Genomic DNA, 21,524 nt, shown 5'->3' on the forward strand with positions numbered 1-21,524 from the left:
TGCATTCTCCCAAAATATCTGCCAAATCCACCCGAGGGGGACTGCCAATGAGCGTTGTCCGCATCGAACACGTATATAAGGATTTCAAGCTCGGCGAACAGACTGTGCAGGCTTTGCATGATATTACATGCTCATTCGACCCTGGCGTGTTTCTGGCAATCTCCGGCCCATCGGGCAGCGGCAAGACAACACTCCTCAACCTCATCGGCTGCATTGATCGCCCCAACAAGGGGAAAATCTACATCAACGACCAGGACGTCTCCAACATGACGGAGAATCAGCTCGCCGACCTGCGTTCGCATTCGATAGGCTTCATTTTCCAGACCTTCAACCTGCTGCCGGTACTCACCGCAGCAGAGAACGTTGAATACCCCCTGCTGCGCCGCAAGGATATCTCGGCGGACGAGCGAAAAAAACGGGTCAAATACTTTCTCGATATCGTTGGTCTGAGCGACCGCGCCAACAGTCGCCCCAACCAACTGAGCGGCGGTCAGCGCCAACGGGTCGCCATAGCGCGCGCGCTGGCAGTTAAGCCGACCATCGTATTGGCAGACGAGCCAACCGCCAACCTAGACAAGGCAACCGGCATAGAAATCCTGCGCTTGATGAAGCAAATCAACCGCCACCTGAAAACCACCTTCATCTTCTCGACCCACGACCAGAAAGTGATCGATCAGGCGGATCGCTTGGTGAAGATTGAAGATGGCTACATTACCGCCTTCGGGGTCCGTGACGCAGTAGAAAAAACCTGGAACATAGCCAGGATTCGTACCCTGCCAGAGCCCCCGGATGACCCACTGCCGGAACTCCCGCATTCTCAGTCAACGCCCCTCAACCCCTCCTCTGTTGCACGGAACTGAACAATCGTGACTTCCTCAATGCCACCACGCTATCTGACCCTGATTGCTGCATTTTGCCTTTCCCTAGGCGCAACAGCCGCCGAGGACGACCTCCTCAGCCGGGACGCACTGTTTGGCGACGACTTGCCAAACCCCGGTGCCAAAGCCAAGGATGCCGGTAGCGGCATCAAGGGCTTCGTCCAATTCGAAGGTGCACGAACCACCCCGGACCCAGCCCACTGGTCCAAATTACGTACCCGAGCCGATCTCAACAGCAACGGAAAATTCGGTAGCGACCTCAAATGGAAACTGGGCGTTCGTCTTGATTACGACTTCGCCTACGGCATCAACGATTTCTACAACCCGGACGTTGCAAAAAACCAGCGTTGGGACGTGCAGCTGCGTGAAAACTATGTAGATTTCAGCGCCGGCAACTGGGATTTTCGCCTTGGCCGCCAGCATGTTGTCTGGGGTGAAATGGTTGGTCTCTTCTTTGCAGACGTTGTCTCTGCACGTGACATGCGTGAATTCATCCTGCCGGAATTCGATCAGCTGAGAACCCCGCAGTGGGCCGCCCGCGCAGAGTACTTCGTCAATGACATTCATGCCGAACTGCTGTGGATTCCTGTTGCGACGGTAGATAACATCGGCAAACCCGGGGCGGAGTTTTTCCCGAACCAACCTGTTGCGCCGGGCTTCAGAGCCAAATACCTCCCGGAACAACGACGCTCGGGAAATGCTGCCGACAATATGAACTACGGAGCGCGCATTTCCACACTCAAGAACGGCTGGGACGTTTCGGCGTTCTATTACCGCAGCACTGACAACAACGCGACTTTCTATCGCAACATCGACTTGTCGTCGCAGACCTTCATTTACGAAGCCCGCCACGACCGTATTCACCAGTACGGCAGCACACTCGCCAAGGACTTTGGCGATATCGTCTGGAAGGCCGAAGGCGTATACACCCGTGGCCGCAGTTTCACTTCGCTAAATCCATTGGACAGCGATGGCGTTGTCCAACAGAACACCCTTGATTGGGCGACCGGACTTGATTTCACCTTACCCGCAGAAAGCCGCCTAAACGTTCAGATCTTCCAGCGTCAGTATTTCGGCTTCAACGAAACCATCGTTTCAGACAAGCGCGAAAACGGTTACAGCCTGCTGGTAAATACCAAGGTCGTGCCCAACTGGGAAGCTCAGGCCCTTTTCATCTCCAGCCTGAACCGGACCGACTGGCTTTTCCGACCGAGAATGACCTGGAACTTCCAACGTAACTGGCGTTGGGTATTTGGTGCTGACGTTTTTAACGGGGCCGCCACGGGCTTGTTCGGGCGATATGACCAAAAAGATAGAGTCTACTCAGAGGTTCGCCACTCTTTCTGAAGACATAGCGGTAAGTGTCGATTTTTTTTACACCACACCACACCACCTCCAAAAACAAACAAATTATTCTTTTAAAATCAATAAAATAAAAACATGGCATGCCGATTGCTTAATAGAGACCAGAGCACAGACTGACTAAGTCGGCTTTAAACAACATTAAGGAGCGATCATGATCCGGAATTCTTCCACCCCCCTGAAGCGCATCGCAATCGGCACTTCGTTGCTGGCAGGCTTGTTTGCTGCCATGAGCGCACACGCGCTACCCGCTATTACAACCTGGTCTGCATCCGTAAACTCCGGCTTCCAGAGCTGGACATGGGAGAATGGCGTCACCCCGACCGACTCATCCGACATCAATCCGGTATTGAACATGCCCTCCACGTTGTCTTGGGGCCGCAACTGGAATGCACCGTACACCCCCAGTTCGATTTCGGTGTCCGGTGGAACCAACGGCCAATGGGCAGGCAACCTGAACACAGGAGCAGCTCCGGTTCAGACTGTGGAATTCAGCCATACCAACATGCCCGTTACCGGCGCATACCTCAAGCAAGCGACGCTGTTCGATGTCATCACGCTGCAGCCGATTAGCCCGTTTGTTGGCCCGAACCTCGGCACCTCGCTCTCTTTTGCAATCCACTTCAAGGAAACGGAAAACGTTGCCGGCACCTGCGCATCGGCAAGTGCCATTCCTTGCCGCGATATCTTTACGCTTGACATTACAGGAACCGGTTTGACAATTGGCGCCGACTACAGCCTCAACCAATTGATCAAACTGACCGCCTCTCCTGACGACTGGTACAACGTGAAGTTGCAGCTCGATGGATTTGGTTTGCTCACCAACGCAGAGTGTGCTGCAGCTGGTGCCGCCAATGGTTGCCTCGGCTTCACCACCGAGGAAAATCAAGTCACGACAAAAGGCGCCTCTCTGTCTATTCAGAAGGTTCCTGAGCCGGGAATGCTGGGTCTTCTTGGCGCCAGCCTGCTGGGCTTTGTTGCAACGCGCCGCCGCAAGCAACAATAATCCCAACTACCGCCTGGCTTTATCAAGACCCCCTGTGCAAACACAGGGGGTTTTTCTTTATCAGTACGTTGAATACAATGGGCCATGATCTCTGAAATCGTCAAGCGCACCATTGATCTGGCAGTGACCGCACCGTCAGCAGACAACTCGCAACCCTGGCGATTTGTAAACGCTGGCGACCACTGGGAGGTTGTCTATCACCACGCAGGCTCGAAGGATTTGTTCGGTCCGACAGGCCATGCAACCTTGTTGAGCACCGGTGCCCTCAGCTACAACCTTGAGCAAATCTGTGGAACGAATAACACATTGTCATCAATTGATACAGCCGGAAACTGGCGGCTATCGTTTGCACCACCAGACTGGATTAATGAGTCAACGGAAAGTGCACTTCGCCAGCGACACACCAACCGACACCCTTTTATCGGCTCGATAAACAACTCACCCATCGAGCAAATTGCAGCTGACAATCAAATCAGACTCCAATTCATCTCTGAGCCCGCCTCTATCCGGAAAATTGCTGAGGCAATAAAAATCTGTTCAGAACTTCGCTTCAAAAACGAAGAACTTCACAAATGGTTGTTTTCCAGCCTACGGTGGTCACCATCTGAAGTCGAAACAGGCGATGGCCTAGATCTGAGGACGCTACATCTTCCCCCCGGCGGAAAGGCGTTCATGAAATTTATTTCCTCTTGGCCGCGAATGTCAGCCCTGAATTTGCTGGGGATTTCAAAGATCATGGCCTTTATCGATAGCCTGCCAGTGCGAAACGCACCCGCTCTGATCGTAATCTCCAGCAAACAAGAACCGGCGCTAACTTGGCAAGCGGGCCATACGCTGGCCGAGATTTGGACAACTCTCAACCAAGCAGGCCTGGCGGTACACCCTTACTATGTCATCACTGACATTGCGCACCGCTTGCAAAGAAGCGAACTTGACGAAACGGCCGTTGGACTTGCGAAGAAAGCTCTCGCTCTCTCTCGCAATGGTTTGAATCTTGAGGCTGATGAACTACCACATATCGTCCTGCGTATCGGATACCCCACCGCCCATCCCGAGCGCTCGAAGCGCAAGAACGCAGACTCGTTCATACTCGAATCCCAGTTCGATTCGTTACAGCCCTAACTGCCGCCTGACCAGAAAACCCATTAGCCGCTGAATGGGGTTTTTAGCCCCCCACGGACGCCATGTACGAATATATTTCATTCGATATGAATCGAATTGGCTTGCCCAAGGTGCCATCCGAATACCAGGACGCCTCAACGCCAGCTTGAGGACCTCAACCGCCGCCACGCCCGCACAGAGCTGGCAAGCAGCAATGCATGATGGGCCTCGCCGCTCCCGAAGGTTGATTCGACTCATGTCAGCAACATAGCCTCGCTGCAGCATCGCGGGAGATAATCCAATGAGAAAATTTATTGCAAGGTCAAGCTCATTTCGGCAGCTCTTGAAACCGAAATACTCCTCATAAGACATACTCCCCGGACCAAAAACAACCAGCGCAGCCCCCAAGCCAAGCGGTGCAGCCGTTACAACCGGAATCCCCTTCGACTCACAAGCAGAAAAAGTGGCACGCCTAGCGTCAAAAACAAAGAAATCCAAACCATCGACGTAGACATCAACCCCCTCGAGAAAGCTATCGATATTGCTCTGATTGATACCGTCGGGAAATACTTTGAGATCGACCTCCGGATTAATGTCGCGAAGCATTTCCGAAAGGACCTCCAGTTTCGACCGGCCAATGGTCGAGGTCAGCGCACCAACCTGGCGATTGAAATTAACGATATCAAAGACATCGAAGTCCGCGATTGAAAACTTGCCGATACCCAAGCGGGCAAGAGTCAACAAATGCACCCCGCCGACACCGCCAAGACCACCGATGGCAACCCGCGTTTCTCGGAGACGCGCTTGCTCCGCCTCAGTAACCCAACCAATATTTCTGGAAAAAGCCTGCGCGTAATCAAAGTTGCTCATGCAATCCCCCTCTGCTCAAGCATCACAAAAGAATCAAATTCAATCCGAACACTGGCATTCTATCTCTACCACGATACAATCGCCTTACCCTTAATCGCAGGCTGCGTCCGTGCTCCAGACACTTATTCGTCTTGCAGTTCTGAATTTACTCCGGAATCGCAGCCGGACAACCGTGGCTGCCTTAACGGTCGCCGGGGGCGTAGTAGCCTTTCTGCTAGCAGGGGGATTTATCAACTGGATTTTCCAGGACATGCGGGAGGCGACAATTCACTCCCAACTCGGACATTTTCAAATTGTACGTCCAGGCTATTTTGAAAAAGGCCTGTCTGATCCCTACAATTTCCTGTTACCAGCCCAGTCGGAACAGGAATCATTGGTAGCTGCGCACCCAGGATTAACAAGCCTGACACCGCGCCTTGTTTTTTTTGGACTTGCCAGTCTCGGTGATACAACCGTAACCTTCTCCGGAGAAGGAATTGATCCGGTTCGTGAGCGACCGATTAGTAGCCGAATAACTATCTCCGAAGGCAATGATCTGAGTGGCTTGGAGGACAAATCGGTCATTCTTGGGGAGGGGTTAGCCAAAAACCTGGGAGCCAAGCCAGGCTCACAGATTGTGCTCTTGGCTACCGCTGCCAACGGTGGCGCCAACGCAATTGAAGTTACCGTCGCAGGGATTTTTTACACGATCAACAAAGAATTCGACAATTACGCTCTGCGTATTCCGATTCCTTTAGCTCGAAAATTAATGCGTGTAGATGGTGCAACTTCCTGGGTGGGACTTCTGGAAGATACCGATGGCACTGCAACCACAATCAAGAAAATCAGATCGGTTTTGCCTTCAGAAACCTTTCAACTGGTCCCATGGAGTGATTTAGCTGATTTTTATAACAAAACCGTGGTGCTGTTCAGCAAACAGGTAGAGATCATCAAAATCATTATCGGGCTCATTATCGTACTGACGATATCCAATATCCAGACCATGAGCGTACTTGAGCGCACAACAGAGATCGGCACCATCCTTGCCGTTGGTGTGCGCAGTCGCGAGATATGGATGCAATTTTTGCTTGAAGGTTTATTGCTTGGTATTGCAGGCGGCTTGATTGGTGTTATGTCGGCTATTTTTTTGGCAGAATTGATTTCGTTCATTGGCATACCAATGCCCCCACCGCCCGGGATGGCCCGGGGATTTACCGGCCAAATCATAATAACCACACAGTTAGTACTTGATGCCCTTGCCCTCTCGACCATTACCACCTTGCTTGCCAGTCTCATGCCTGCATGGAAAGCGAGCCGCTTAAATATTGTTGACGCATTGCGCACAAATCAGTAGTGCAAAAAACTCTTTTCTCTTTAGCTCTCCGCAATATCTTTCGCCAGAAAGTGCGCACCGCTGCCACCTTGGCAGCAATTGCCATTGGCGTCTCAGGGTTAATCCTGGCCGGTGGCTTCGTCAACGATATCTTCGTTCAACTGGGCAAGGCGATTATCCATTCCCAAACAGGTCATATTCAGATTACACGCGTCGGCTACAGCGAGAACAAAACGCGGGCACCGGAAAAATTCCTGATCAAGGATGGTGATGAACTCAAATCAAAACTGACAAGCCAGATACCGGGAATTGATCAAGCCATTTCACGACTTGGCTTTACTGGAGTAATCAATAATGGGCGGCGCGACCTGGGTATTGTCGGCGAAGGAATAGAACCGGATGGCGAAGCGAAGCTCGGCACATTCCTGAACTACATTGAGGGACGGGCACTTACCGGCACCGACCATGATGGCATTGTCGTCGGCGACGGAGTTGCAAAGTCTCTGGGCCTGAAAATCGGTGACCGCGTCACCATCGTTATGACTTTGGCAGCCGGGGCAGTGAACACACTGGATTTCGAGCTTGTCGGTATTTTTCAGAGTTTCTCCAAAGAATTTGATTCCCGCGCAGTACGTATTCCACTCGACGTCGCCAAGACACTCATGGATACCGACGGCATACATTTGCTGGTGGTTCAGTTAAGCGATACGGAGTCAACAAGCTCTACTGTGGCGTCAATGAAGCAACAACTAGCCAATCAGGGGCTTGACGTAACCCCTTGGTATGCGCTTTCCGACTTCTACGAAAAAACAGTCGATCTGTATGACCGGCAGTTTGGTGTCTTGCGCCTGATCATCCTGATCATGGTCCTGCTCAGCGTCATAAACAGCATGAACATGACCCTTTTTGAGAGAACACGGGAGTTTGGCACCATGCGGGCGATTGGGGACCGTTCCGATTGGGTGTTCCGATTGATCATGATTGAAAGTTTCTGGCTGGGCCTTCTCGGCGGCCTCCTGGGCATCATCCTGGGTTGCCTTGCTGCGTTAGGCATTTCGGCAATTGGCATTCCAATGCCGCCCCCACCGAATGCAAATCTCGGCTATACCGCACTGATTCGACTGGATTCGACCTCGGTGCTAACCGCTGGTGCCGTCGGTTTTATCGCTTCCATGCTTGCCGCCATCATTCCTGCACGACGAGCCGCCAAGGCGGACATCGTCGAAGCACTGCGTCACGGCATCTAACATGATCGTGAAATACTTCCGATTGAATCGTTTTACCCTCACTACAACCTAGCGGAGTTCCGCTATCATTATGCCTGTTGGTTGCCTGATCCAGCTTAACGATCATCTTTGCCCGGGAAAATGAAATGTCCAATACGATGAATCCCATGAAAAATGTACTCAAATGGCTGGCGATCGCTGCCGCATCACTTGCAATTGTCGGCTGCGGTTCTCACCCGGCAGCACCATCTGCAGCGGCATCCGCCGATTACAGCTACAAAATCGGCCCCGGTGACAATTTGAATATTGTCGTATGGCGCAACCCCGAGTTGTCGATGTCGGTTCCGGTTCGCCCCGACGGAAAGATTTCTTCACCGCTGATCGACGATCTGAATGCCATGGGCAAGGACTCCACCACCCTCGCCCGGGAAATCGAAAAGGAACTTGCGAAGTTCATCCGTGACCCAGTGGTAACTGTGATTGTCACTGGCTTTGTCGGCCCCTACAGCGAGCAGATTCGCGTTATTGGCGAAGCTACCAAACCGCAAATTCTCCCGTACAAGCAGAAGATGACCCTCCTGGATGTCATGATTGCCGTGGGCGGCATTACCGATTTTGCTGACGGAAACAAGGCTTCCATCCTGCGTACCTCTGAGAACAACGCCCAATACAGCGTTCGACTGAAAGACCTCGTCAAACGTGGCGATGTGTCTGCCAACGTGGAGATGAAGCCGGGCGATGTCCTGATCATTCCGCAAAGCTGGTTCTAACTCTCAGTTATTAAATTTGCCGCTCCGATCACGTGATCGAGAGCGGCTTTGATTCTGGACATCTAGATGGATGAGATTCTTCGCCAGCTATCGGCGATATTGCGTGCGACCTGGAAACATCGTCGGCTTGGAATGCTGGCAGCCTGGATTGTCGGAGCAGTAGCCGCCGGCGTCATCCTCCGCATTCCCGACCGCTATGAAGCCTCTGCACGAATTTTTGTCGATACTCAGTCGATTCTGAAGCCGCTGATGGCTGGTCTAGCTGTACAGCCAAACGTTGACCAGCAGATTATGATGCTTAGCCGCACCCTGATCAGCCGACCCAACGTTGAGAAAGTTATCCGGATGGCGGATCTCGATCTGAACATCAAAGGGAAAGCGGAGCAGGAGGAACTCATCGAGTCGCTCACCCAATCCTTGAAGATTCAGGGTGTAGGCCGCGATAACCTGTACACCCTCTCATATCGCGATACCGACCCGGCGCGTGCGCAAAGAGTCGTACAAGCGCTAGTTTCGATTTTTGTCGAGTCGAGTCTGGGAAACAAGCGCCAGGATTCCGAGTCGGCACGCAAGTTCATTGATGATCAGATCAAGTCCGTTGAAGCCAAGCTGACGGAAGCCGAGACACGCCTCAAAGAGTTCAAGGTCAAGAACATCGAGTTTCAGACGACAGAAGGCAAGGACTCGTTGGGTCGCTTTGCGGAAACGAACAATCTGCTGACCCAGGCCAAACTCGAATTGCGCGAAGCAGAACAGTCCCGCGACGCCTTAAAACGACAAATTCTCGGCGACAGTATGGGGCGTGGCGGAGACTCCGATGGTGCAGGAGTATCGATGCCTGAATTGGATGGCCGCATTGAAACTCAAAAGCGGAATCTGGACACGCTCCTACAGAAATATACCGAGCAGCACCCCGATGTACTGAACACCCGCCGCGTGATCAAGGAACTCGAGGATCAAAAGCGCCGAGAAGTAGCTGAATTACGCAAGGCTGCCGCGACGAATCCTTCTCTTCTCGCCGGTAGTGGTGCTGCCAGTATGGAACTGAAGCGCTCACTAGCAACCTCAGAAGCAGCCGTTGCATCGCTTCGTGCCCGTGTCAGCGAATACGAAGGTCGGGCATCACGTCAGAAAGAAATGATGAAGACAGCCCCCCAGATCGAAGCTGAATACGTTCAGCTAAATCGCGATTACGACGTGCATAAGAAAAACTATGAACAACTGGTAAGCCGGCGAGAAAGTGCCGAGCTTTCTGGCGATCTCGACTCTACCGGCTCTGTAGCAGATTTCCGCCTGATTGACCCACCGCGTGCATCGAATAACCCTGTTGCTCCCAACCGTATGCTTCTTTTTCCGGGAGGGTTGGTAGCTGCCCTTGTTGCAGGACTGTTTGCCGCCTTTGCTGCCAGCCAGATTCGACCAGTATTTTTCGACGCCAAAACCCTTCGTGATGCGACAGGACTACAGGTCCTCGGTACTGTTTCACTCCTACCCAATGAGGCTCGTATCAAGCAGGAGCGTGCAAGTCTCCGCCGCTTCATCGCGGCCACGGCCGGATTGTTCGTCAGCTATGGCGCTGGCGTTGCCGCCCTGAGCTTTCTTGCCAAGCGCGCAGCAGGAGCCTGACCATGAGCCTCATTGAACAAGCTGCGAAACGTCTGGAACAACTGCGTCAGGCAGGCGCCGAATTTCCAGAGCAGCCGCAAAAAATCAATGCACCACTTCCGGTCGATCGCCCTGACCGCTATCGGCTAGAAGATGGTTCGCCAAACAGACCGGATTCTCCGCTGTTCAAGCCTCAAAAGGCTCCGGAGCCCCCTCTTCCTTCGCCCCCCCCTAAAGCCAGCCTCAGAAAGAAAGTCGATATCAATCTCGACGCCATCGCCAGCGCAGGACTTCTGGTTCCCAATGCAACTCGCAGCAAGATGGCCGATGAGTATCGGGTAATCAAGCGGCCACTGATCGCCAACGCCATGGGCAAGGGTGTACCGCGTGTCCCAAATGGCAACCTGATCATGGTAACGAGTGCACTACCTGGGGAGGGCAAGAGCTTTACGGCCATCAACCTTGCCATCAGTATCGCGATGGAACTGGACAATACGGTCATGCTGGTCGACGCTGACGTTGCTCGCCCGTCAGTCCTAAACATGCTCGGACTCCCACCCGCTTCTGGTTTGCTGGATGTTGTTGACCAGGACTCGGTTGACATCTCTGACGTCCTGCTCCGGACCAACATTGAAAAACTCTCTCTTCTCCCTAGTGGCACTCAACACCAGCGGGCGACAGAATTGCTTGCCAGTGCTGCCATGGTCAGACTGCTGCATGACATGGCCAATCGCTATCCGGACCGGATTATCATTTTCGACTCCCCTCCTCTGCTCCTGACAACCGAAGCCAGGGCATTGGCAACTCATATGGGGCAAGTGGTCCTGGTTGTTCATGCCGGCCAGACAGCCCAATCTGCTGTCAGGGAGGCTGTAGGGACGATTGAATCCTGTCCGGTCAAAATGATGGTCCTCAATCAATCCAGAGAGAGTGCTTCTGCTGGCTACGGGTATGAGTATGGGTATGGCTACGGATATGGTCAGAATGGTTAGCACAAAAATCAATCAGCTTACCGTGCTGGTACTTGGCGTTGTAACAACTTCGGTTTTTGCACAAACCACCCCAGGAACAATTACCAACCTCGGTGGTGGAATCCCCGCTGGTAGTGCCCCACAGACCAATCAGACCATTGGCGCGCCGGCATCGGAGACCAATGAGACCGGCACCTTGACTCGTGCATGGTCGATCAAACCGAGAATTGGTTTGACGGAAACGCTAACCGACAATGCAGCCCTCAATCGAGCCCAGGGAAACAAGGAAGGGGACCTGATTACTCAGCTGACCCCAGGAATACGCATTGAGGGTCAATCGGCTCGGCTCAAGGCTTATCTGGATTACGCCCTAAATGCCCAGATGTATGCCAAATCGGATCACAGTCGCACACAGAATAACCTGAACAGTTTCGCCACCTTGGAGGCGGTCGACAACTGGGTGTTCATAGACGCCAATGCCCGGATTGCGCAACAATCGATATCGGCGTTCGGCGCACAATCGCCCGGCACCACCACAGTCAACGCTAATTCGACAGAAACCCGAACGTTCGGCCTCACCCCGTCTTTGCGAGGCCAACTTGGAGGCATGGTTGATTATTCGCTGCGCTACAACCGATCAACCACCCGTTCCGATGCCAGCAGGGTTGCAAACATCGATGTCTCCGAGTGGGCCGGCCAAGTCAAGGGAAGCACACCATTCAGTAACCTACAGTGGTCTGGAGACGCTAGTACTCAGAGCGTCGATTACAGCACTGGACGCCAAACCGATGCCAGTCGCCTGAACGCTCGACTTACCTACGCAATCACACCGCAGTTCCGTATCGTTGGCTCTGGTGGCTGGGAACAAAACAACTACGCTTCAATCGATCAACAGGACCGAACCACGCACGGTTACGGATTTGACTGGAATCCCACCGAACGAACCCAGCTTTCCGCATTCAAGGAACGGCGCTTTTTCGGTGATGGTCATAACATCAACATCTCGCACCGTTTCCCGCAGAGTAGCATTCAGTTCAGCGATACACGCGATGTTTCGGTGCTACCCAACCAGTTTGCCAGCCAAGGCTACGGTAGCCTCTACAGCGTGATTGCTGCGCAATATGCCGGCCTGCCGGAACCTGCTCGAACTGCTGCAATTCAGAGTTTCTTCCTGACACGTCCAACGCTCGACCCCAATGCGCAGGTCACCAGCAGTTTTCTGGCTTCACGGGCCACCATCCAGCGTCGGCAACAATTGGCGCTTGTTCTTCTCGGCGCACGCAACTCCATCACCCTCTTGTTAAATCGTAACCTGAGCCAATCAACCTTGGCTGCCGCGGCAACGACTGACGACTTCTCCCGTGCATCGGAGATTCGGCAGGAGGGTTTCATCATCAATTATTCCCACCAGGTCAGTTCGCTATCCACGCTGAATGCGTTGTTGTCTCGCCAGGAAAGCACAGGGATAGGTAGCAACTCTCTCAGAACAAAAACTAACCAATACCAGTTGAATCTGGCTACTAAACTCGGCGCAAAAACCACTGGCTCCGTGAGTATTCGCCACACACAATCCGATGGGACAATTTCCTTCAAGGAAAACGCTCTGATCGGTACCGTGACCTACACCTACTGAACGCATGTACGAAGCTTTTTACGGCCTGAACAGCAAACCCTTTCAGCTGAATCCAGATCCCACTTTCTACTTTGGCAGCAAGCAGCATCGCCGGGCGCAGGCTTATCTCGAATACGGCATGCACCAAAATGAAGGATTCATTGTAATTACTGGTGAAGTGGGCGCCGGAAAAACGACTATCGTCCGTGGATTGCTCGAAAGTCTGGATCCGGAGAAAGTGGTCGCGGCTCAACTGGTCAGTACCCAACTGGATGCTGACGATACATTGCGTCTGGTTGGTGCGGCATTTGGGCTACGTACCAAGGATGTAGCCAAATCGGACGTCCTGATGTCGCTGGAAGCCTTCCTAATCAGCATGGCGACAAAGGGAAAGCGATGCTTGCTGGTTGTGGATGAAGCACAGAATCTCACTACCCGTGCGGTCGAAGAACTTCGCATGCTGTCCAATTTCCAGTACGGCAATCAGGCATTACTGCAAAGCTTCTTGATCGGCCAGCCGGAATTTCGTCAGATTCTGCAAAGTCCGCACATGATGCAATTTCGTCAACGCGTCATCGCAGCCTGCCATATCGGCCCTCTGGATGTCATTGAGACCCAAGCATACATCGAGCATCGCCTCAAATTAGCAGGTGCCAAGGAAAGTCCAAAGATTGCCACCTCGGCCTTCGAGGCAATTTTCAAGGCCAGCAGTGGCATTCCGCGTCGTATCAATTCCGTGTGCGACCGCCTGTTGTTGTTTGGTTTCCTCAACCAGCAAGACAGTTTCAATGCTCTGGATGTAGAAGAAGTAGCCAGAGAGATTTTTGAGGAGACAATCGGCGGGGAAACCCAGATTTCCCCACAAGCCAATCTGGTTTCGCCATCCAGCACCAACGCGCAGTTCGTCAACAACGCGTCGCTCGGATCAGGCATGTCGGCAGCCCTCCCCCCCGAACAATTGCTGGCTGTCCTCAATGCCGAGCATGTTGCGGAACGGCTTGCCCGTCTCGAGCAAAGTCTGCTGCAACTCGAAAGAATCAATAGCGCCACCCTGAATCTGATGGAGAGGCTGCTTCATAGCGGCAACCTTTCTGCCGATAATTTGAAAGTCAAAGAAAATGTCGAAACCTGACCAGTGGCCCCAAGGCTTGGGCCCCGTTATCTGTGTAGTCGGAGCCCGTCCCAACTTCATGAAAATGGCCCCAATCCTGAGAGCCTTTTCGGAGAATGTGCCCGCCATTCCGACGCTGTTGGTTCACACCGGCCAGCATTACGACAAAGACATGAACGACAAGCTTTTCGATGACCTCCGACTGCCCAAGCCGGATATCAATCTGGAAGTCGGGTCGGGGTCTCACGCTGTTCAAACAGCTGAAGTGATGAAGCGGTTTGAACCTGTTATCGATGAGAGGAAACCCTCCTGCATTCTGGTCGTAGGTGACGTCAATTCGACGCTTGCCTGCACTTTGGTTGCAGTGAAGAAAAACATTCCCGTCGTTCACGTCGAAGCCGGACTACGTAGCTATGACCGCGGGATGCCGGAAGAAATCAACCGCGTTCTAACCGACCAGATCGCCGACCTTCTATACACCACGGAACGTAGTGCCGAAGGCAATCTCAAGCTTGAGGGAGTTTCCGCTGACAGGGTTCGTTTCGTCGGCAACGTCATGATTGACTCACTCTTGGAGAACAAGAAATTCGCGCGAGATCCTGCGAACACTTTACAAGAGCATGGCATTGACCCGGAATGCATCGCAACATCTGAAGGTTATGGGCTGGTGACGCTGCATCGCCCATCCAATGTCGATCACGCAGATACCCTTTCATCGCTTCTGACCGAACTGCGAAGGATTTCCGAGAAACTACCGTTGGTCTTCGCCCTACACCCGCGTACCAAGACCAACATTGAGCGTTTTGGCCTGCAGCAGCTGATTGATACGCCCAGCATGATCATGCTGCCACCACAGGGCTATCTTGAAATGCTTGGCCTGATGGCCTCAGCCCGGATTGTGCTTACGGACTCTGGCGGCCTGCAAGAAGAAACCACTGCGCTAGGGGTTCCCTGCCTCACCATGCGCGAGAATACGGAACGGCCGATCACGGTCGAACAGGGCACCAATACCATGGTCGGGCGTGACATTCCGCTCATTCGTCGCATGACCGAAGAAACCCTCTCTGGACACGGCAAGCGCGGACGTATCCCGGAACTTTGGGATGGCCGTGCTGCGCAACGTATTGCAGAAGATCTAAGTAATTGGCTGTTGGCCAGATCTGTCGCAACCGCCTGACATGTCAGCCTCCCCTGTCAATGCGCTGACGATCGATGTCGAGGATTATTTCCAGGTATCGGCGTTGGCACCTCACATTCCCAAAAGCGAATGGAATAGCAGGGAATGCCGCGTTGAGCAGAATATTGACCGCATTCTCGCCATGCTCGATGAGCACGCAACCAAAGCGACTTTTTTTACGCTTGGATGGATTGCGGAGCGCTATCCAGGCATCGTTCGCCAGATCGTTTCTGCCGGTCATGAAATAGCCAGTCATGGTTATGGTCATGAACGAGCAAGTGACCAAACCCCCGAGAGCTTCTACTCCGATATCCACGTCGCAAAACTTGTTCTTGAGGACTTGTCGGGTGTCGTCGTGAAGGGTTATCGCGCCCCGAGCTTCTCAATTGGGGAAAAGAACCTTTGGGCATTCGAATGTCTGGAGCGTGCCGGTTACCTGTACAGTTCAAGCATCTACCCGGTCAAGCATGACCACTATGGCATGCCCGATGCGCCTCGGCAGGCCCACAAAAGGGGCAGCCTGTTGGAGATACCTCCCACCACGCTGAGGATGTTTGAAAAAAACTGGCCAGCCAGCGGAGGCGGCTTTTTCCGGCTTCTGCCCTACAACCTCTCTGCCTGGATGATACGGCGCATAAACACCACGGAGAATCTATCCGCTGTGTTTTACTTCCACCCTTGGGAAATCGATGCCCACCAACCCCGTGTTCCGGGAGTCAGCGCAAAAACCAGGTTTCGTCATTACGTAAATCTGGACAGAATGGAAGGGAAGCTACGTCGCCTCTTGGCTGATTTCGAATGGGGAAGGATGGATCATATCTATCTTGACCCAACCTCTCACCAATGATTGTCCGGCAACTTCAGCAAGATGACGCCGCCAAGGCGCAAATTTGGGATAGCTTCGTAGAAAGCTGCCCCGATGCCACCTTTTTTCATCTGTCCGGGTGGCAACGATTGATTTCCGGCGTTTTCCGCCATCGATGCTATTTCTTGTATGCGGAAACGGAGAGCCAAATTGTGGGCGTCCTCCCGCTGGCACACGTCAATAGCCGACTGTTTGGAAATGCACTCGTTGCACTGCCTTTTGCGGTTTACGGTGGCGTTGCAGCTACTTCTCCTGAAGCATCGCAAGCACTGGAGCAGGCTGCAATCGATCTGGGTAATCAACTTGGCGTGGAGCACATAGAGTTTCGCAATATTCAGCCCAAGCATCCCGATTGGCCGACGCAGGATCTTTACGTCACCTTCGTAAGGACAATCCCGAGCGTTCTTGACGAAAAGATGCTCTGTATCCCGCAGAAACGCCGCAATATGGTGCGAAAAGCTATCAAGCTTGGCTTGTATGCCACACAGGATGACAGCGTCGATGAGTTCTTCCCTGTCTACGCTGAAAACGTTCGTGACCACGGAACGCCCGCCCTACCCAAACGCTACTTTTCCGAGCTGAAACGGGTTTTTCAGGACAAGTGCGAAATTCTGACTATCCGCAGCAAGGACGGAGCACCTGTCTCGGCCATTCTTTCGTTCTATTTCCGGGATCGCGTCATGGCCTACTATGCGGGAGAAAAAGCGTCAGCGCGAAACCTGGCGGCTAACGATCTCAAGTACTGGGAGCTCATGAAGCGTGCAGCCACACGCGGATGTCGTATTTTCGATCTCGGACGCAGCAAAAAAGGGACAGGATCTTTCGAATTCAAAAGACTGTGGGAATTCGAAGCTGAGCAACTGAACTACGAGTATGTGCTGCTGAATCGTGATGGCATTCCCCAAAACAATCCGATGAATCCTAAATATCGTCTGTTCATCGCCCTGTGGCAACGCTTGCCGATCCCCATTGCCAATGCCATTGGCCCGTATCTTGTGCGTAATCTTGGCTGAACATGGCAAATCTGCTGTACCTTGTTCACCGTATTCCATATCCGCCGAACAAAGGTGACAAGCTTCGCTCCTTTCACCTTCTAAAATACCTATCCCGAGATCACAAGATATTTTTGGGGACGTTCGTCGACGATGCGGCCGATCTGAGCTATATCCCGGCCTTGCGGGAATTCTGCGCAGATATCAAGGCGATCCAATTGTCCCCGGCAGCGGCCCGCCTACGAGCACTCAATGGCTTGTTGTCTGGCGACCCTCTAACAGTCCGTTACTTTCGTGATGCCAAAATGCAACGTTGGGTATCCGAAACGATCCAGAATCACAACATTGAAGCCGCAATCGTTTTTTGTTCAGGAATGGCTCAATACGTCGAAACGAAGACACGCTTGCCAATCTTTCTGGACCTCGTCGATGTTGACTCGCTCAAATGGAAAGCCTATTCAAAAACCCAGCGTGGCGTAATGAAATGGCTATTTTCCCGGGAAAGTGAAGTTCTGCTCAATTACGAACGCCGAATTTCTGCAAAATCGACTCGTACCTTCTTCGTCAGCGAAGAGGAAAAACGCGCATTCTGCAGATTGTCGCCAGAAAATGCTTTCCACGTTGATGTAATTCGAAATGGCGTTGACACCGCCTACTTCGACGCGAGGCACGAACTCCCATCGCCTTACGCTGAAGATGAAATCCCGATCGTATTCACCGGTACCATGAGTTATTGGATCAACGATCAGGCAGCCCAGTGGTTCATATATCAAGTTATGCCACTGTTGGTCAGTCGCCATCCGGCTATTCGCTTTTATATTGTCGGGCGCTCCCCTACTTCACAACTCCAAGCCCTGGAAAGTCAGCATGTCTCGGTTACGGGAACAGTTGACGATGTCCGCCCTTATTTGAAACACGCAAAGATCATCGTCGCCCCGATCAAAACCTCCCGCGGCCTGCAAAACAAAGTCCTTGAGGCTTTGGCCATGGGCAAACCCGTCGTCTTGGACAGACAATGCGATGAAGTATTCAGCGACTTTCCCGATTCCGAGCTACGGCGCGCCTCAACTCCGGATGACTACGCAAAAATCATAGACGAGTTCATTCAATCGCCAGGGGCCGCTCAGGTTGCCGGCGAAAACGCCAGATTACGCATCTGTAGCAACTACAATTGGGAACATCAGATTGGCATAATCGGGCCTTACTTGCCGCTCCCTTGAGGATTCCCTGTTGACTTCTTCCGCCAGACCTCGCTCCCTCAATTGGGCACCAGTCATTGCCACTTCCCTGTTGCTCTTTTTGTGGCTGGGATACTGGTATCTGGATACCTTCAGTAGCATCGTCAACCTCTGGGATACCTCGGATACCTATGCGCATGGCTATGCAGTACTTCCCATCGCACTTTGGCTGATCTGGAGTGAGCGCAAGGAACTTTCCAGGCATTCCCCCGAACCCTGCCATCTCCTGACGCTTCTCACAATTCCGCTTGTTTTTCTGTGGCTGCTGGGGGAGTTGGCAGCGGTAAACGCTGTAACCCAACCAGCACTCGGGTTGATCGTCATCGTCACCATCGTCTCCCTGATTGGTATACCGCTTGCCAAAAGGCTTGCTTTCCCATTGTTTTTTTTGCTGTTCGCCATTCCCTTTGGCGAGTTCATGATGCCAAAGCTCATGAATTGGACTGCCGACTTCACCGTTCTGGCCCTTCGAGTCTCGGGCATTCCGGTCTACCGGGAAGGTTTGCAGTTTGTTATTCCTTCCGGCAACTGGTCGGTCGTTGAAGCCTGTAGCGGCATTCGCTACATCATCGCCTCACTCATGGTTGGAACTCTCTTTGCCTATCTTAACTTCACGAGTACCAAGCGCCGCCTCATTTTCATGCTGGCCGCACTCCTCGTTCCGATCATTGCTAATTGGCTCAGAGCGTACCTGATCGTCATGCTGGGTCACATCTCCGGTAACAAATTGGCTGCCGGAGTAGATCATCTGATCTATGGCTGGGTATTTTTTGGACTGGTGATCGGGGCACTTTTTGCCTTGTCCATGCGCTGGGCACAAGTGCGCCCCATGGCGACTGAAGCCGATATAACAAACAACACCACGCCACGCTCCCGGCAATCTTCTTTGGCACTTGCCAAGACAGCGATACTGCTAGCAGCGTTCGTCGTTATCGGGCCGCTGACCTACCGTCAATTCACGGTTGATGTCGATACTCGCCCCACCCGTGCCCTGCAATTTTCCATTCCAGAGTTTCCCACTCCAAACACCAAGACTTTCGAATTCAAACCGGACTGGCAAAACCCAAGTGCAGAAGGAAACGTACAGGTCGAGTTTGAGGGTCTGTCTCTCGGCTTGTACATTGCCCAATACAAGAATCAAAGTCCGCAGCGAAAGCTGATCTCCTCCACCAACATGCTGGCAACCTACCAGAATCCTGATTGGCGAATCACTTCGCAATCGCTTGGAGATATCGCGTTGGGTGACAATACCCTCCCGGTTCAAATTGCAGATCTCACCCAACAAACCAGCGGAAACCCTATCAAGCTGAAGGCGATCTATTGGTATCTGATCGGCGGCGAAGCCACAGCCAGTCCTGTCAAAGGCAAACTGTTCACCACGCGCAATCAACTTCTTGGTCAAGGTGATCAAGGCGCAGTAGTCGTTCTTTACACCCCAATGGACACCACTGCGTTGGAACGTCTCACCCGCTTTGCTACGGCCAACGCGGAAAAAATCAAAAAAATGGCAAACGCCTCAGGAGCACCATAAGCATGTGCGGCATTTCCGGTCTCTTCGACACACGCGGCAAGCAAGACTATTCACGCGACTTGATTTCCCGCATCAACGACATCCAATCGCATCGAGGCCCCGACGAAGCGGGGGTTCATCTGGAACCAGGCCTTGCGCTTGGTCACCGTCGCCTGTCAATCATCGACCTGGCAACCGGGCAGCAACCTCTCTTTAATGAAGACGGCAGCATTTGCGTCGTTTTCAATGGCGAAATTTACAACTTCCAGCAGCTTGTTCCAGAACTCGAGGCACTTGGCCATCGTTTTCACACCCGAAGCGACACGGAAGTCATCGTACACGCTTGGGAAAGCTGGGGCCCAGCCTGCGTTGATCGCTTTCGCGGCATGTTTGCCTTTGCACTTTGGGACAGGAACAAGGAGACTTTATTTCTTGCCCGTGACCGCATGGGTGTCAAACCGCTCCACTATGCCCTCCTGGACGATGGGACCTTCATCTTCGGCTCGGAACTGAAAGTCGTCACTGCCCATCCGGCATTTCGCCGTCAGATCGATCCTCTCGCGGTGGAAGAATACTTCACCCTCGGCTATGTTGCCGACCCACGCTGTATCTACACGACGGCCAAAAAGCTACCGCCTGCCCATACCCTCACCATCCGACGCGGCGAATCGATTCCGGCCCCTCGTCCCTATTGGGATGTCCGGTTCAGCCTCGATAATCCCATCACTGAAACGGATGCGCTGGCCCAACTGGAACAACATCTCAAGGAATCCATCCAGCTAAGGATGATTGCCGACGTGCCGCTGGGCGCCTTCCTTTCCGGAGGAGTGGACTCCAGTACGGTGGTTGCGATGATGGCTGAAATCTCGCCCCACCCGGTTCGCACCTGCGCCATCGGATTCAAGGATCCCAAATTCAATGAGTCCAGTTTTGCTGCCATGGTGGCGGAACGCTACCGCACGGCACATCATCTCGACATTGTCGACAGCGACGATTTCGACCTCATTGATCATCTAGCCTGGCTTTACGACGAACCTTACGCGGACAGCTCGGCAATTCCGACCTATCGGGTCTGCCAGTTGGCCCGGCAACATGTCACGGTTGCCCTATCCGGGGACGGCGGAGATGAAAGCTTTGGTGGCTACCGCCGATACCGCCTGCACATGATGGAAGAACGCGCACGCAGTGCCTTGCCGCTTGCCCTGCGTCGACCATTGTTCGGGACGCTTGGAAGACTCTACCCCAAAGCCGATTGGGCTCCACGGCCGTTGCGGGCCAAAACCACCTTCCAGTCCCTCGCCTGCGATCCTGTGGAAGCTTACTTGCGTACGGTGTCGTTACTGCGCAGCGAACAGCGCGATCAGCTCTATACCGCCGAATTCAAGCAGCAACTGGCCGGCTACAGCACCTTGGACTTGTTTCGCCAACAAGCAAATCAGGCTCAGACGGACGATCCGCTTGCCATCATCCAGTACCTGGACTACAAAACCTGGCTTGTTGGTGACATCAACACCAAGGTAGACCGAGCCAGCATGGCGCACTCTCTCGAAGTACGCGAGCCTTTGATGGACCATGTCCTGGTCGAATGGTTGGCGACGCTCCCATCGAGCCTGAAAATCAAGGGACAAGAAGGAAAATGGATGCTCAAGAAAGCCATGGAGCCTCATTTGCCGAATGATGTGCTGTATCGCCCCAAAATGGGATTTTCGGTTCCGCTTGCCCGATGGCTTCGCGGCCCGCTCGCAGAACGTGCACGCAATGCCATTCTGGGCCCTCGTCTCGCCGAAACCGGTTACTTCAACGCCCAAACTCTCCGCTTCATGCTGGAAAAGCACCAGAGCGGCCAACGAGACTTCTCGGCCCCGCTGTGGTCGCTGCTCATGTTCGATGCCTTCCTGAGTCACTCCTTCGCCTGAAC

General features: G+C 53.1%; 18 protein-coding genes. 17 read left to right on the forward strand and 1 reads right to left on the reverse strand.

Annotated elements, in window-relative coordinates; genetic code table 11:
• Nucleotides 1-47: 47 nt before the first annotated feature.
• The 4 genes from F1002_RS11640 (at nt 48) to F1002_RS11655 (ending at nt 4,368) form a co-directional block, all read left to right on the forward strand.
• Entirely contained in the window at nt 48-860 is an 813-nt protein-coding gene (locus F1002_RS11640) for an ABC transporter ATP-binding protein (RefSeq protein ID WP_150429181.1), read from the forward strand.
• A gap of 6 nt (nt 861-866) precedes the next feature.
• Entirely contained in the window at nt 867-2,225 is a 1,359-nt protein-coding gene (locus tag F1002_RS11645) for a DUF1302 family protein (protein ID WP_223879559.1), read from the forward strand.
• A gap of 169 nt (nt 2,226-2,394) precedes the next feature.
• Nucleotides 2,395-3,246, forward strand: a complete 852-nt coding sequence (locus F1002_RS11650; protein ID WP_150429182.1) for a THxN family PEP-CTERM protein — start codon at nt 2,395-2,397, stop codon at nt 3,244-3,246.
• 84 nt (nt 3,247-3,330) lie between these two features.
• Nucleotides 3,331-4,368 (forward strand): hypothetical protein, encoded by a 1,038-nt coding sequence (locus F1002_RS11655; protein ID WP_150429183.1) that lies wholly within the window; start codon nt 3,331-3,333, stop codon nt 4,366-4,368.
• Here the strand turns inward: F1002_RS11655 and F1002_RS11660 are convergent.
• On the reverse strand, nt 4,357-5,217 hold the full coding sequence (locus F1002_RS11660) for a ThiF family adenylyltransferase (RefSeq protein WP_150429184.1): 861 nt from the start codon (nt 5,215-5,217) through the stop codon (nt 4,357-4,359). The genes F1002_RS11655 and F1002_RS11660 overlap by 12 nt on opposite strands.
• Before the next feature lie 109 nt (nt 5,218-5,326).
• On the opposite strand from F1002_RS11660, the gene F1002_RS11665 reads away from it, so the two are divergent.
• The 13 genes from F1002_RS11665 to F1002_RS11725 all read left to right on the forward strand — a co-directional run bounded on the left by F1002_RS11665 (nt 5,327) and on the right by F1002_RS11725 (nt 21,522).
• Nucleotides 5,327-6,550, forward strand: coding sequence for an FtsX-like permease family protein (locus F1002_RS11665; protein WP_150429185.1), 1,224 nt, complete (start codon nt 5,327-5,329; stop codon nt 6,548-6,550).
• The gene (locus tag F1002_RS11670; protein ID WP_150429186.1) at nt 6,550-7,776 is read left to right on the forward strand and encodes an ABC transporter permease; all 1,227 of its coding nucleotides are present in this window, start codon (nt 6,550-6,552) and stop codon (nt 7,774-7,776) included. Before F1002_RS11665 ends, F1002_RS11670 begins: the two co-directional genes overlap by 1 nt.
• Nucleotides 7,777-7,922: 146 nt before the next feature.
• Nucleotides 7,923-8,525, forward strand: a complete 603-nt coding sequence (locus F1002_RS11675) for an XrtA/PEP-CTERM system exopolysaccharide export protein (protein ID WP_150429292.1) — start codon at nt 7,923-7,925, stop codon at nt 8,523-8,525.
• Nucleotides 8,526-8,591: 66 nt separating this feature from the next.
• Nucleotides 8,592-10,151, forward strand: a complete 1,560-nt coding sequence (locus F1002_RS11680; protein ID WP_150429187.1) for an XrtA system polysaccharide chain length determinant — start codon at nt 8,592-8,594, stop codon at nt 10,149-10,151.
• Nucleotides 10,152-10,153: 2 nt separating this feature from the next.
• On the forward strand, nt 10,154-11,122 hold the full coding sequence (locus F1002_RS11685) for an XrtA-associated tyrosine autokinase (RefSeq protein ID WP_150429188.1): 969 nt from the start codon (nt 10,154-10,156) through the stop codon (nt 11,120-11,122).
• The gene (locus F1002_RS11690; RefSeq protein ID WP_191090378.1) at nt 11,094-12,734 is read left to right on the forward strand and encodes a TIGR03016 family PEP-CTERM system-associated outer membrane protein; all 1,641 of its coding nucleotides are present in this window, start codon (nt 11,094-11,096) and stop codon (nt 12,732-12,734) included. Before F1002_RS11685 ends, F1002_RS11690 begins: the two co-directional genes overlap by 29 nt.
• A 4-nt stretch (nt 12,735-12,738) precedes the next feature.
• Nucleotides 12,739-13,845, forward strand: a complete 1,107-nt coding sequence (locus F1002_RS11695; RefSeq protein WP_150429190.1) for an XrtA/PEP-CTERM system-associated ATPase — start codon at nt 12,739-12,741, stop codon at nt 13,843-13,845.
• Nucleotides 13,832-15,001 carry a non-hydrolyzing UDP-N-acetylglucosamine 2-epimerase gene (gene wecB / locus F1002_RS11700; protein WP_150429191.1) on the forward strand — a complete coding sequence of 390 codons (1,170 nt, stop codon included), beginning with the start codon at nt 13,832-13,834 and terminating at the stop codon, nt 14,999-15,001. Before F1002_RS11695 ends, wecB begins: the two co-directional genes overlap by 14 nt.
• A 1-nt stretch (nt 15,002) precedes the next feature.
• Nucleotides 15,003-15,848, forward strand: a complete 846-nt coding sequence (locus F1002_RS11705; protein WP_150429192.1) for an XrtA system polysaccharide deacetylase — start codon at nt 15,003-15,005, stop codon at nt 15,846-15,848.
• A complete protein-coding gene (locus F1002_RS11710; protein ID WP_150429193.1) occupies nt 15,845-16,879 on the forward strand; it encodes a FemAB family XrtA/PEP-CTERM system-associated protein in 1,035 nt (344 codons plus the stop codon). Before F1002_RS11705 ends, F1002_RS11710 begins: the two co-directional genes overlap by 4 nt.
• Before the next feature lie 2 nt (nt 16,880-16,881).
• Nucleotides 16,882-18,078 (forward strand): TIGR03087 family PEP-CTERM/XrtA system glycosyltransferase, encoded by a 1,197-nt coding sequence (locus F1002_RS11715; protein ID WP_150429194.1) that lies wholly within the window; start codon nt 16,882-16,884, stop codon nt 18,076-18,078.
• Between the two features lie 10 nt (nt 18,079-18,088).
• Nucleotides 18,089-19,627 carry an exosortase A gene (xrtA, locus tag F1002_RS11720; RefSeq protein WP_150429195.1) on the forward strand — a complete coding sequence of 513 codons (1,539 nt, stop codon included), beginning with the start codon at nt 18,089-18,091 and terminating at the stop codon, nt 19,625-19,627.
• Between the two features lie 2 nt (nt 19,628-19,629).
• Complete coding sequence (locus F1002_RS11725; protein ID WP_150429196.1) at nt 19,630-21,522, forward strand: XrtA/PEP-CTERM system amidotransferase; 1,893 nt, start codon at nt 19,630-19,632, stop codon at nt 21,520-21,522.
• Nucleotides 21,523-21,524 lie beyond the last annotated feature (2 nt).

It is taken from the genome of Dechloromonas sp. CZR5 (genome assembly GCF_008711155.1).
Taxonomy (GTDB): domain Bacteria; phylum Pseudomonadota; class Gammaproteobacteria; order Burkholderiales; family Rhodocyclaceae; genus Azonexus.